The 14049-nt window shown below is 43.0% G+C and carries 12 protein-coding genes; 6 read left to right on the top strand and 6 right to left on the bottom strand.

Annotated features, from left to right (window positions below):
- Position 1 precedes the first annotated feature (1 nt).
- Positions 2–1267, top strand: a complete 1266-nt coding sequence (locus IEV61_RS00060) for a site-specific integrase (protein WP_188412648.1) — start codon at positions 2–4, stop codon at positions 1265–1267.
- A 437-nt stretch (positions 1268–1704) separates the two neighbouring features.
- Here IEV61_RS00060 and IEV61_RS00055 read toward each other — a convergent pair whose 3' ends face one another.
- From IEV61_RS00055 to IEV61_RS00045, 3 genes are all read right to left on the bottom strand, one after another.
- A complete protein-coding gene (locus IEV61_RS00055) occupies positions 1705–2706 on the bottom strand; it encodes a carboxymuconolactone decarboxylase family protein (RefSeq protein WP_188412646.1) in 1002 nt (333 codons plus the stop codon).
- 74 nt (positions 2707–2780) lie between these two features.
- Positions 2781–3191, bottom strand: a complete 411-nt coding sequence (locus IEV61_RS00050) for a (R)-mandelonitrile lyase (RefSeq protein ID WP_188412644.1) — start codon at positions 3189–3191, stop codon at positions 2781–2783.
- Between the two features lie 80 nt (positions 3192–3271).
- The gene (locus IEV61_RS00045; RefSeq protein WP_308472311.1) at positions 3272–3757 is read right to left on the bottom strand and encodes a DapH/DapD/GlmU-related protein; all 486 of its coding nucleotides are present in this window, start codon (positions 3755–3757) and stop codon (positions 3272–3274) included.
- A 264-nt stretch (positions 3758–4021) separates the two neighbouring features.
- On the opposite strand from IEV61_RS00045, the gene IEV61_RS00040 reads away from it, so the two are divergent.
- From IEV61_RS00040 to IEV61_RS00025, 4 genes are all read left to right on the top strand, one after another.
- Positions 4022–4924 carry a helix-turn-helix domain-containing protein gene (locus tag IEV61_RS00040; RefSeq protein ID WP_188412640.1) on the top strand — a complete coding sequence of 301 codons (903 nt, stop codon included), beginning with the start codon at positions 4022–4024 and terminating at the stop codon, positions 4922–4924.
- 142 nt (positions 4925–5066) lie between these two features.
- A complete protein-coding gene (locus IEV61_RS00035; protein ID WP_188412638.1) occupies positions 5067–5855 on the top strand; it encodes a 2Fe-2S iron-sulfur cluster-binding protein in 789 nt (262 codons plus the stop codon).
- Positions 5856–5891: 36 nt separating this feature from the next.
- Entirely contained in the window at positions 5892–6923 is a 1032-nt protein-coding gene (locus tag IEV61_RS00030) for an FAD binding domain-containing protein (RefSeq protein WP_188412636.1), read from the top strand.
- Between the two features lie 4 nt (positions 6924–6927).
- A complete protein-coding gene (locus IEV61_RS00025) occupies positions 6928–9216 on the top strand; it encodes a xanthine dehydrogenase family protein molybdopterin-binding subunit (protein WP_188412634.1) in 2289 nt (762 codons plus the stop codon).
- 657 nt (positions 9217–9873) lie between these two features.
- Here IEV61_RS00025 and IEV61_RS00020 read toward each other — a convergent pair.
- Positions 9874–10290, bottom strand: a complete 417-nt coding sequence (locus IEV61_RS00020; protein WP_188412632.1) for a VOC family protein — start codon at positions 10288–10290, stop codon at positions 9874–9876.
- A gap of 50 nt (positions 10291–10340) precedes the next feature.
- Positions 10341–10736 (bottom strand): helix-turn-helix domain-containing protein, encoded by a 396-nt coding sequence (locus tag IEV61_RS00015; RefSeq protein ID WP_229746976.1) that lies wholly within the window; start codon positions 10734–10736, stop codon positions 10341–10343.
- A 380-nt stretch (positions 10737–11116) separates the two neighbouring features.
- Between IEV61_RS00015 and IEV61_RS00010 the strand changes: the two genes are divergently transcribed.
- On the top strand, positions 11117–11476 hold the full coding sequence (locus IEV61_RS00010) for an RNA recognition motif domain-containing protein (RefSeq protein WP_188412629.1): 360 nt from the start codon (positions 11117–11119) through the stop codon (positions 11474–11476).
- 86 nt (positions 11477–11562) lie between these two features.
- Here the strand turns inward: IEV61_RS00010 and IEV61_RS00005 are convergent, their stop codons facing one another.
- Positions 11563–12717, bottom strand: a complete 1155-nt coding sequence (locus IEV61_RS00005; protein WP_188414365.1) for a TonB-dependent receptor domain-containing protein — start codon at positions 12715–12717, stop codon at positions 11563–11565.
- Positions 12718–14049: the final 1332 nt, after the last annotated feature.

The following is a 14049-nucleotide window of genomic DNA, read 5'->3' as shown; positions in this document are numbered from 1 at the left end:
TATGTTAGAAAAAAGTTTAGGCTTGATGTTTTTCTTAAAGCAGCCAAGAAATTACAATGGAGGAGATATGTATATCTATCTCAAGGTTACTGTAGATGGTGTTTCCAAAGACCTTTCTATTAAACGCTCATGGGAACCATCCAGATGGAACTCAAAAGGAAACCGGGCGAGTGGTAATAAGGAAGATGCAAAGGCACTAAACGACTTTCTTAGTATATTACAAAACAAGGCTTACGAAGCCCGCAAACATTTGATAGACCGCGGTAAAGTAATAACGGCCTGTGCCATTGTCGAACTTTTGTCCGGTGTAAATGAACGGAAATGGATGCTACTTGCAATGTTCGAAACCCATAACAAAGATTTAAAAAAAATGATCGGAAAGGGTGTTGCCAAAGGCACCTACACTAATTTTAATACCTCGTTCAGGCATACCTCTATTTTCATTAAAGAAGCATATAAGGTTGATGACATTAATATCCGCTCTTTGGATCTCGAATTTATTAAGAAGCTTTATAACTGGTACAGAACTGACCTTGATCTTAACCATAACTCGGCGTTGAAAAATATTGCCAACATGAAGAAGATCGTGTTGGATTGCGTAGATAATGGCTGGTTAGTGGGAGATCCATTTGCTAAATTCGAGATGACACGGGAGGATGTTGACACTGTTTACCTCGACAAGGCAGAGCTTCAAAGAATTGCATCTAAGAACATCGACAATGAGCGTCTTTCAAGGGTAAGGGATTTATTTATTTTTTGCTGTTTTACCGGGCTTTCTTTTATTGACGTTAAACAGCTTAAACGCTCTGAGGTGACTTTAGCACATAATAGTGAACTGCGGATTTACAAGAACCGACAAAAGACTGGAACACCGGCTGCGATACCATTGCTGCCGATTGCACTTATTATCTTGAAGAAATATAAGGAAGATCAGGCTTGTTTAGCAAAGGATATGCTACTGCCTGTCTTAAGCAACCAAAAGTATAACTCCTATCTAAAGGAGATTGCTGCTATTTGTCGCGTAGATAAGGAATTGACATCAAAGATGGCTCGTAACTCATTTGCAACTACAGTGACTTTGGCGAATAATGTTCCGATTGAAACTATCAGTAAGATGATGGGGCATAAAACCATTAAACAAACCCAGCACTATGCAAAAGTTTTAGCGGTTAAAGTAACAGAGGATATGACCTTGTTGAAAAAAAAGCTTAAAAAGGATCGGTTCATTTTTGCAGACGAGATTACAATGATTTCTGAAGTGCAATAACAGATTAAATGCCAAACAGGAAGGCAATGGTTATTTTGCCTCCTCTTTTCATCGCTATAGCTTACATCGTCTACCGAGCATAAATGGCCATTTTATAAAATTTCACAAAACAATACTAAAATCTCAATTGTAAGGGAAGATCTTGTAGTGGGTTCAATAGTTGATAATTAATAACTTATAGGTTAAATAAATTCATAAGCAGCGAAAAGTGCACCACTTTCTTAGTACAGCAATAATTGCAAATTTTGTGATTTAAAGGATGATGATTATTGAGCTAATTGAATCGATTCTTTACAATTTGTTTCGTCATCTTTCATGAAGAAGTTGCAATCTGTGAATTGATTTGGTTAAAGTGTTTAGGAGCCAAATGTTCGCTGTCGCTTAATGAGGCGATCACGTGTTACGAAATTTTTCCAATTATGACAAAATAACTAAATTCACATTGCCTTTTTAAAGATGCTCAGCATCGTTTGTGTGTCTACGTCGGTCATGTCCACCAGTTTTAAAGACTTTACCATTTTGAGAGTAGTGGTCTTATAATGCTGGAAATGCAGCGTTTTAAGATGTGACTGATAAGCATCCTTGTCCGCGTATATCTCAACGATCCTTACTTGTGTCGGCCTTTCTTTTTCATACATCGCAAAGAGTGATATCATGCCTAGCTCAATCCTCATTGAAGTCGCCGATTCCTCTTTCAGGACGGCTTTGTATTCCTCTAAAAATTCAGGAACGATCTCTATTTCGGATATGCGAACCATCAAGTCGGGTTCTGTTACCGGGATTGCTGGCTTACCGATCAAATTGTTTAGAATATTGGCTTGTGAACGACTAACGTTTATGGCGATCAACTCAGCAACCTGCGCCAGTTGGCCTTCCGTTATACCGGTGTTCATCCCCATTTTGATATGAGCCTGAAGTTGCCCTTCCACCCCAGGCATTGCGGCTAAGGCAGCAATAGTAACAAGTTCTCTTTGGCGGTACGTGAGGACGTCACTATCGAAGATATCTGCGAACAAATGTTCCTTTAAAAACGCATCAGCACGCGGAGCGAATACACCAAAGCCGGGTGCGGGTTTTGACTGCGGCGTTTTGGTCAAGGTCTCCAGTACCTTTCTACCACGTTCATAACTATCGCCATTCTTATAGTTTAAGATTATTTCCTTGCCCGCTTTGTCTGTAATGCCCTTTGCTTTTCGTTCTTCGGAAACCGCCATAAAAGCACTGATCCCATTTAAGCTTCTGGGGAAACCGCAATAGGCATAAAGCTGAACCAGTGCTTCTTTGATTTCGTTAACCGTTAATCCGTTGTCAAGCCCTTCATTAAGCTCCACTTTTAGTTGTTCAATATTACCGGTGGCTGTAAGCGCCGATATTTTAACTAATGCCTGCTCTTGCGGACTTAATGACTTTTGATTGCTGCTTTGATTTTCTGCGTTCATGTTTGTTGTGGTTGATAGTAATAGACAGAACAGTAGCCACGGAAGACATCTGGTTAGGCTTTTCATGATCTCTATTATTTGTTTACTGCTGTATATTCATCCCCGGTGACAGGCTTAAGCCACACTACATTTTCTTCTCCTTTATAGTTGGTGATGGCAATATGGCTCATCATGCTTTCGGAAGAAGCTCCATGCCAGTGTTCTAAATTTTCAGGGATATTGATTACATCGCCTTTTTTTATGACTCGGGCCGGTTTGCCTTTTTCCTGGTACCAGCCTTGTCCTTCGGTTACAACCAATACCTGCCCTTTGGGGTGTATATGCCAGTTAGTTCTTGCGCCTGGCTCAAAAGTCACGCTGCCCATGGCAAAGCCGTTGTTTACGTCTTTCGCCAGCAACGGTTTTAAGAAAGCATCACCGGTAAAGTATCCGTTGGTTAGTTTATTACCCTTTGGAAAGAGGGCGGTGTTATTTGCTGTTATCATGGCATCTTGTTGTTTATTGCTTTTGCAAGCGGTTAAAAGTATTACAGTTAATGATAGTAGTGCGACGAGTGTTTTCAGTCTCATAGTTTGCTAATTGGTTTAATAAATTTGGCTGGGATGCCCCCAACAATGGTGTTGGCCGGAACATCTTTCGAAACGACGGCACCTGCGGCAACAATTGCATTCTCTCCAATAGTCACGCCCGACAGGATAGTTGCATTTGCACCTATCCAGGCGTTCCTTCTGATAACGATGGGTTTGGTGATCAGAGATCTTCTTTCAGCCGGATCAGCAGGATGATTTTCAGTGACTAAGTTTACCCGTGAGCCAATCAGTACATCATCTTCTATTGTGATACCGCCTAAGTCCAGAAATGAGCAGGCATGGTTAATGAACACGTTTTTACCTATGGAGGTGAATCTTCCAAAGTTGGTGTAAAATGGCACAAATACTGTTGTACTGCCGTCTATCTTGTTTCCGGTAATTTCACTCAATATCAGACGAGCCTGGTCTATATCCGTTGCCGAATTCAGATCAGCGGAAAGCTGTATGGTTCGTCTAACCACTTCCTCTACTTTAGGATATTCAGGATCTGTTAACCGGACAAGTTCCCCGGATCTTAGACGATTAAATATATCAGATGTGTTCATTACGCTTGGTTGTTCCGACATTGCATTCCTATCCTTTAATTGATAATGCAAATTTCAGGACAACGGTCTGCAATGGCTTTATACAGATTACGGTTTTATTTACCAGTTTTACTGATATGCCGCCTCTTAACAAGTAAAAGCCAATTGGTTACTTAGATTTGTATCACTAAATTAAAGGTCATGGAGCAAGTCAACAGAATAGATACCGTTGGACAGTATAATGCCTACGTAGGAGTCGATACACAACATCCCCTGATAAGTGTCGTCAACTTTAATGAAGTGCCTACAATTCAGCATTTCCGTCATTACATGGGTGTTTACGCTGTCTTTTTGAAAAACATCAAATGTGGTAACATGACCTATGGTTGCCAGCCTTATGATTACGAAGATGGTACGCTGGTTTTTGTATCGCCAGGCCAGGTTTACGGTATAGATAGTAACGGACAAGCCATGAAGCCTTCCGGTTATGCGCTGGTCTTTCACCCGGATCTGATCAAGGGCACCAACCTGGGGAAAGCTATTAAAGATTATTCATTCTTCTCATATGATGTGCATGAAGCACTCCACCTTTCCAAAAAGGAAAGAAAGACGATAGAAGACACCTTAAGGAAAATTGCTGAAGAAATTGGACAAAATATTGATAAGCATAGTAAGACACTGATCGTATCGAATATCGAAGTATTGCTGAATTACTGTATGCGCTTTTATGACCGGCAATTCATTACCCGCAACAATGTCAACAAAGATATCCTGGTGCGCTTTGAAGAATTATTGAATAGCTACTTTGCATCAGGCAAGGCGAAAGCAGAAGGTTTACCAAGTGTTGCTTACTGTGCTGATCAGCTACATCTGTCCCCTAATTATTTCGGCGACCTGATCAAGAAAGAAACAGGCAATACCGCATTAGACTATATCCAGACGAGACTGATCGATGAGGCAAAAGGCAAGATCTTCGATGCAGAAAAGTCAATCAACGACGTAGCCGGGGAGTTAGGTTTTAAATATCAGCAACATTTTACAAGGCTGTTTAAATTGAAAACCGGCATGACCCCTAACGAATATCGGAACGTGAACCAGAACTAAGATTGGATTTAGAAACTACATCTGCGAAGTCATCGCATTAAAAATTCAAGGCTTAGTGATTCATAAGCGTTAATATGACAATTGGATATAGCGTAAATCACGTAAATAAAACTGTAACTTAGGGTCAAGATCAACATACTTTATGGAAGAACAACCGAAACTCCCTGACCTTTCTGAAGCGGAACGTAACGCGTTGGAAGAACTCATGCCCGATGAAATGAGCGAGATCATTACTTCTGGTATTAAACGCAGGCACTTTTTAAAGCTCTTCGCAGTGACCGGGACGAGTGTGTTGGCTGCGCATCTGTTGGGCATCGAGCAACTGATGGCCCGCAGCATGCCGATCGAACAGCAAGCGCCTATGTTGATTGAGAACGGAATCAACCTGTCGTTTAAAGTTAATGGCAGTACGCAGCGACTAACAGTCGATTCACGTATGACCTTACTGGATACGCTCCGGGAAAGACTTAATTTAACAGGTTCAAAAAAAGGGTGTGATCATGGCCAATGCGGCGCATGTACGGTGATTGTAGATGACCAACGTGTGTTATCATGTTTAACGCTTGCCGCAACTTGTGAGGATAAAAAAGTCACCACGATAGAAGGTCTCGCAACCGGCAATGAACTCCACCCTATGCAAGCTTCCTTTATCAAACATGATGGCTTTCAATGCGGATACTGCACCCCGGGACAAATATGCTCGGCTGTTGCCTTAATGGATGAAGCGAATAACGGGGATGCGAGCTACGTCACTGCCAATGTCCGTAAGAAAAGCAAGTCAATCAAGCTATCAGATGAAGAGATCAGGGAGCGTATGTCAGGCAATATCTGCCGCTGCGGTGCCTATCCCAATATTGTAGATGCCATTCGTGAAGTGCACGGCGATAAAGCCGTGGCACAAGTTTGGCAATTTGCCGACGGAACTATTTAGATCTCACTTTTTTATCACTCCTATAAAGCGTCTATTATGAGACCATTTAAATACTCAAATGCATCCGATGCTGCTACTGCGATCGGGATTGTATCTGCCAATCCAACCGCTAAGTTTCTTGGTGGCGGAACCAACCTCGTGGACCTGATGAAGGAAGATGTGATGCGCCCCACTGAACTGGTAGGCGTAACGCGGTTGAAATATGCAAAGATCGAAAAGAAAGTAGATGGCGTATCTATCGGTGCAACTGCCACAAACTCATTTACAGCGAATCACGAATTGATAAGGGAAAAGTATCCATTGCTATCTATGGCGATTTTGGCGGGTGCCAGCGCACAAATTCGGAATATGGCCACCAATGGTGGTAACCTTAATCAACGCACCCGTTGCACTTATTTCTACGATGTAAGCATGCCTTGTAATAAACGGGAACCGGGAACAGGCTGTGGTGCGTTGCATGGCGAGAATAAAAACCACGCTATTTTTGGATGGTCAGAAGAATGTGTCGCCACTTATCCGTCGGATATGGCCGTAGCACTGGCTGCGCTGGATGCCGTTGTTCATGTAGAGGGCACAAATAACACAAAAAGAAGTGTCCAATTTGCAAATTTCCACCGGCTTCCCGGCGATCATCCTGAAAACGACAATAACCTTAAGCACGGAGAGTTGGTAACCTCCATCCATTTGCCCGTAAACCAGTTCGCCGACAAATCATATTACTTAAAAATTCGTGAGCGCTCATCGTATGCCTTTGCCCTTATTTCGGTTGCCGCGGCTTTGGTTACTGATGGCAATACGATCAAAGAGGTCAGGATCGCCCTTGGCGGTGTTGCGCATAAACCCTGGCGTGCCTCGATTGCTGAACATTGGCTGATCGGCAAACAAGCTACGGAAGCAAACTTTAAGGCAGCGGCAGCCGCAGAACTGAAAAACGCAAAACCATTACAACATAATAAATATAAAGTAGGTCTGGCAGCTAAGGCGATAACGCGTGCCCTGGAAGGCGCGATGCAAGGCGGCGTTTACGGAGCTATGGAAGCAGATTCAACCACCACTAATAATAATTAAGATCATGAGTGAAACTGGTAAACCAATAAGCCGCATTGATGGCCGCATGAAGGTTAGTGGCAAGGCAACCTATTCTGCTGAAAATAATTTCCCGAACATAGCTTATGCCTTTCCTGTGAGAGCGACTATTGCAAAAGGAAGGATTGTATCTATAGATGATGCTGTTATTCAAAAAGAGCCCGGTGTAATTGCCGTAATCAGCTATAAGAACGCATTTAAATTAAAGCCGCTCGACATGCAGGCGCAGGCCAAAGCCGGTGCTGCATTTTTAGGCGAAAACCTGCCACCTCTTCAAGATAATGTGGTGCATTACCCAGGTCAGTTTATTGCAGTAATAGTGGCCGAAACCTATGAGCAGGCCCGTACAGCAGCCTATAAATTAAAAATAGGTTACACCTCTGAGAAAGGGGCAGTTGATCTGAAAACCGAACTTCCGAACAGTGAAAAACCTAAGATGTTTATGGGTGAAGAGGCCCAGGTAAATGACGGGAAGGCCGCTGCGCCGCTGGCCGCCGCTTCTCATAAAGTTGAACATACCTATTCTACCCCGGTCGAACATCATCACCCGATGGAACCGCATGCTACAGTTGCAGTATGGGAAGGAACCGATAAACTTACCTTATATGATGCTACGCAAGGTGTTGGATTCACGGGCAGTATAGCCGCCTACTTTTTAGGATTGCAAAAAGAAAACGTACGGGTTATTGCACCTTTTGTTGGTGGAGGCTTTGGCTCTAAAGGCCTTTGGCTGCACACCTTACTGGTAGCCATGGCTGCCAAGGCGGTGGGCCGTCCAGTTAAGCTTGCCCTAACACGGCAAATGATGCAAACCAATGTTGGTCATCGCGCCTCAACCATTCAGCGTGTGGCGCTCGGAACAGACGCTGTTGGACAATTAGGCGTGGTACGTCATCATACAGGTACCTACAACAACCTGACGCAGTTTTTTGAACCCAGTGGTAAGCAATCACTTGTTTTGTACCAGGCACCCCAGCGCGAGGTTACGTATAATGTAGCGCACCTGGATCGCAGTGCCCCCACATTTATGCGTGCCCCAGGCGAAACTCCGGGCACCTTTGCACTGGAGTCTGCTATGGATGAGATGGCTTACCAGTTAAAGGTAGATCCTATAGAATTTCGGATTAAAAATCATACCACCAAAGATCCGGTGAAAGGGCATGATTTTTCAAGCGAATTCCTGTTAGACTGTTATCGCATAGGAGCAGAGCACTTTGGATGGTCATCCCGCAGCATGGAACCCAGGCAAAAACGTCATGGCAAATACCTGGTAGGTTATGGTATGGCAACGGCAACCTATCCGGGCGGGCGCAGCGCTGCATCAGTAAAGGTGAACATGAATGCCAAAGGCGATGTAACCGTAATGACGGCATCAATTGATATTGGCACCGGAACATATACCGTACTGGCTCAAACCGCAGCCGATGCACTCGGCGTTCCGGTTAATCGTATTGATGTAAAAATAGGCGATTCCAGTTTTCCTCCAGCCCCGCTGGCCGGTGGGTCGCAAACCACGGCAAGCATACATCCTGCAGCTCTGGATGCCTGCGTATTGTTGAGAAAAGAACTTACAGCACTCGCAATTGCTGACCCTAATTCTAAACTTAATGGCCGCAACCCGGATGACATTGATCATGCAGACGGTAAACTATTTGTAAAAGGTGATAATAGCAAAAGCGACACTTATTTGAATATTTTAAGCCGTGCAAAACGAAGCGAAATTGAAGCTTGTGCAACTACTCTGCCTATCTCAGGCGCAGGCCTAACAATACCAAGTGCGCTTTGCACACCAAGCCAAACACCGCCTGAACAAAATAGTGATGTCAAGCAATATGCTTTTCATTCGTTCGGTGCCCAGTTTGCCGAAGTATGGGTAGATGAAGATTTTGGCACCATCCGGGTTAAACGCTTTACCAGTGTGCAGGATGTAGGCCGTATTATGAATGAGAAAACAGCACGGTCCCAGGTTATTGGCGGTGTGATTTTCGGTATTGGTGCAGCACTGATGGAAGCAACGGAGTACGATAAACGCTGGGGCAACCCGGTAACACGTACACTAGCGGATTATCATGTGCCGGTACACCTGGATGTCCCCCCCATCGATGTTCATTTCATTGGCAAGCCCGATCCGCACATCTCACCTATTGGTGCACGTGGCATTGGAGAGATCGGAATCACCGGAGTTTCTGCAGCTATTGCTAATGCAGTATTTAACGCAACGGGTAAAAGATTGCGTGATTTACCACTGACGCCGGAGAAATTCTTTGATGTATAATAAGTGATTTGGTTCATAAAAATGGGATTTTTTGCACCAAAAATAGGATGAATCAATAGTTTGGTTTTAGGAATTTTAGTTATGATAACTTGTTTTTTCTGGGCGACGGTGACTATCGGTTACGATGTTCCCCAAGCGGCATGTTCACCGCTTGCCCATTCTGGCGGCTAACCAAACCATTTACGTTGAAATGGAACCGGCACGTTTCGTGCTGCAAATTAGCCTGGTAGATATTGAGTTAACTACAACATCAATGCATACATCAAACAGCCCAATAAACAGGCACTGATCTATTCCAGCGTGAACGCCAATATCCAGGACTGTTTTCAATAAAGAAGGAGCGGAAATCAAGTCGCCTCATTACCGGGCTGTTCGGGACACTAAACTACAACGATACCCCGGAGAATATTTGCCGGATGATTACGTAATACCTCTGTTCAGATTTCCAAACCGTAATATTCCAGGTCGAGATACTAGACGTCCGGATGAACAATAGTTTAGTTAACTGCGGCGGTACATTTGTACCGCATTTTTTGTGCAAGGCGGTGAGAACGTATCTTGCCTGCTCATCCATATATCTGCATGGACAACAATAAAATCTTAGGGCCGATTTGCCCGCAGACACCGATTTGCCTATAATATCTCCTATATCGAATCTCACCCTGCTTTTGCCTCTGCCAAGGAGAACCAGTTGCCCGAATCATCTTTAAAGAGTGCCTCATAGCCGTAAAACTCCCGTGTCGGCTCTTTAGTAAATTCCACACCTTTGGCTTTCAGTTCCTCATAGGTAGCCTGCAAGTCTTTGCACTCAAACACGCCGAAGCCGAATGTGCCGGCACTTACCAGTGCGCGCATTTGCGCAGCCGACTCTTCATTGAACATCATGCCTGCGTTAATGGCCATCAGGCTGATTTCCAGATCGGGCTGCTCGGGCGGACATACCGTTAGCCAGCGCATACCCGGACCCATGGCGGCATCGGTATGTAAGTTGAAGCCTAATTTATTCACATAGAAGTTGTAAGCACTGTCCTGATCGAGCACAAATACGCTTACATGGTTAAGTTTGGTAATCATGGGGATATAAGTTTTTGCCTGCAAATATCGAAGATACTCCAGTGCCCGGCTTATTGAAAATTGCGATTATTCACCCAGCCGTTCTTTTCGGCAAAGCAGTTAGGGATATATTTCAAAGGAGTATTCTTAAGCTGTCGTTGCCTTTCAGCCTGCGTTTGCTGGTATAAGGCAGGAGTTTGCTTTGCCAAACGTTTAAACAGCATGGTAAAGGTGCTTACACTATCAAACCCCACCGCAAAGCAAACTTCGACTATCGGCGCAGGAGTCTGCAATAACCGTTTAGCCTGTGTTATTCTTACGGCGGTTAAGTACTGGTGCGGCGTTTTGCCGTAAGCGCTTTTAAAAATGCGCAGAAAGTGAAATTTTGAAAAGAAAGCCTCGCCCGAGATCTCATTCAAATTAATGTTGGCCGCATAATGTTGTTCAATGAACAGTTTTGCGTTCAAAACCCGCCTGTAGAGGTAAACTTTCGATGAGGGGTACATGAAACCTAAGGTACGAATAAATGAGATTAAGTAGTCAGATTGTCCGAAGTTTGTAAATCAGCATTTCGCAGGTCTTAGTCGGTATTGCAGCAGGAGGGCGCATGATTCTTCTTAAAAAAGCTTTTAAGATGGAGGCTTAGAATTTATTGACCAACTGGTTCCGGAAATGCGGGCAAACTGTTCCATTACACTTTAAGCATCTCAACCAATTGATCATAGTTTGTTTTTCTTTCTTGCAAAAGCATCGTCTTGCTCAAACGGGCACGGAATTCATTGCTTAAGCGTTCAATAATCTCCAATTCTTCTGCCAGCAGGACGAGGCAATTGTTTAACTTTACCTCATGGCTAAACTATTTATCGTCGGCTTTCCAAAAGATATGTCAGAGATCGGCTTGCTTGAACTTTTTAGCATCCATGGTGCCGTGAACACCGTGACCATAATCACTGATCTGCAAACAGGAGAAAGCAAGGGCTATGGTTTTGTTACCATGAATGATGATGCAGGTGCCACCCGTGCTATTGCGGCATTAAATGGTGAAACGCTGGGGACAAGAACGATCAGTGTAAGATTTGCTGAAGAAAAAAGCAAACCGGATCAGGTCTCGTTTTTGGACCGAGATGCCCAGATGAACCGTCAGCCGTTTAACCTTACAAAAAATGAAGGCCAGGAAAGACCCAAACGTCCACGAAGTTCAAGGTAATTTGGCTTATCACCAGGCAGGTTGCAAAATCAATCAAAGCAGCTTGAATAAGAATCAGAGGAACTTTTCTTTGTTTTTTATGAACCCTAAAGCAAATTATAAGTTAGCGTGGTGTAATAAAAGCCACCGATAGCCGGGCCTCCTAAAAAGGAGTTGTAATATTTGTTGGTTAAATTGCTTGCCCCGATTTTTAAATTCAGCTTAGTTTTCACAAAATCGTAATTTACTTGTGCGTCTATAGTTCCATATGCTTTCACATCGCCGTTCACCAGAAAAGATTGCCAGTAATAGCCGGACTGGTGTTTATAAAGTACATTAAAGCCCAAATTACTAATAACGTGGCTCCCTCCGAAAGATACATTCGTGATCAACCTTGGCGTATTAAATCCATCTTCCAATGCATCATCGTGCGATTTTTGGTCAAGCTTGGCATAGCTTACATTTCCCGTCAGCACGTATTTAAGGGATAAATTATAAGATAATCCCAGGCTTCCACCAAAATTATATACGGTGCTTTTTGAATTGGTCCATACACGATAACGCGCCTGCTTGGTTTTATCGTTCAAATAATAAGGGATGGAATCGGGTTTGCTGGTGTTTGGCACATTCATTTCCAGCTGCGCTATAAAGTTATCGTACTGGTTATAGTAAACATCGGCATCAATGTTCAATTTGCCCTCGAAGAGCAGTGATTTGTAGCCGGCTTCAAAAGAATTTATATGTTCGGGTTTTAGGTAAGTATAAGTATTTTTCACTAATAACGCCTTTTCCTTTTCAATGGCAGCATTAGTGCTGGTTCCGGCATTAAAGTCGTTTTTAACAGCCGCCTGAAAAGCATCAATAGATGAACGGATGTAGGCATTCTCAAACACACCGTTCGAGGCAATACGCAGCCCGCCAATGCGTTTTACACCACCGCTGTTTACGTTAGAAAAGCCCTCAAATATACTTGGGAAACGATAGCCGCTTTGGTAAGAGAAACGGAAATTATTTTCGATGGTTGGTGAAAATACTGCAGTGAACCGCGGATTGAATTTAACATCAAAATCATCGTTCTTATCTGCGCGCAAAGTAGCGGTTACTTTAAGTTTATCATCAAATAGAGATTTACTCGCCTGCATAAAACCGCCTGTTTTATTATAGGTAGAATTGTCAAAGGTATGGCCGGGCGTATAGTTGATAAAGTAGTTGCCGTCTGGGTGGATGAGGTAAGTACGATGGTCAAAACCTGCGAGGAATATTAAGCGAAATCATATACCGGTTGACCATCTGGAAATCATTCAACAAGTTCCATTCGGAGAGGAAGGATCGGACATGATGAGAAGGCTTTCCGGTGCAATACATGACATTGAGCAAACAAGTGCATATCGTGACGCAGTCAATATCAAAGCTAACCATATGCCGGAAAACACAATAGATGATTATTGGCAATCACGGTAAAAAAATTTCGGACGGGATCAGTTTTTTATTTTAAATTTCTGCCCTTTGGTATGTACCCGTGTTCGCTTTTTGACCGGTATAGAAAATATCTACGACGAAGATTCGAATACTGTTTCTCTGCATACAAATATTTCTATCTTTTTAATACCAAAGTTCTTTAAGAGAATTGAAAACCATGCAATTAATACGGTGGCTAATTAGCGACTTGAGATTTTCGCTGTTTGTAAACCATTGAAATTTATATTTTACAAGAGTGGTTCGAGTCCCGTCCATAGATTATAAGATCTTACAGATTGACGCTGTTCTTAATAAAATCTTGTAATGGAACTTGTTACTATAGACAAGAAACGCTATCTTAGACATACAAAAAACAGCATAATTTAAGGGTTAAATAACGCCCGTTAGTTAGCGCTCGGTGAGTAAGGTATTTAGTAATAGCAACATACTGGTAGTCAGTGATTTAAGGAGATTTTGATTGATTTTCGCGTCTCCTCCGGCTCCCGCCAAACTGAGGGATTAGTCAAATATGGTTAGGGAAATTTAGCGTTTTGACTGTGCTGCCATTACTATTGGGAGCAAGGCGATAAATCCTCATAAGCTAGCACTACGCAAGATCAATATTCTTATAATGAAGGTTTGGAAGTGTCACTTAGCATTGACCTATCAGATCCAATAATTTAATTTGTAAAAAGATAATGACCTTAAAGCCATAATACGAGTGTCCACGACTTGTAGGTTAAGGATGAAAGCATTTAGCATCATGAGCTACGGGCTAAACACTGCATTAGTGCTAAAAGCTACGATTTATTTTGAACGGGATAAGGTGAGAGACAATAATGAAACACTCGAAGACCCAAAGGATGTAAGTTACGAGCTGAAATCAATGGATTTGTTTCTCCAAGCCTACTGAGTCATTTGAGCCAATAATGTATTGACCGTTGCCGATACATGAAGTGTCTTATTCTCTAATATTAGCTGTTTGCTCAATATACTCATTTCGGTATATAAGTTGATATTCCGGGGATGTTGACCACCTAATTCCGTGGCAAAGTGACCAGGCGATTAGCTGGCGAACGATAGCAGCGAGAGCTGTAAAAGCGTTTTCAAAGTTAGTTATTAAAAGTGGTTATTGA

This window comes from Mucilaginibacter galii (genome assembly GCF_014635825.1).
Classification (GTDB): domain Bacteria; phylum Bacteroidota; class Bacteroidia; order Sphingobacteriales; family Sphingobacteriaceae; genus Mucilaginibacter; species Mucilaginibacter galii.
This window is presented reverse-complemented; position numbering and strand designations above follow the sequence as displayed.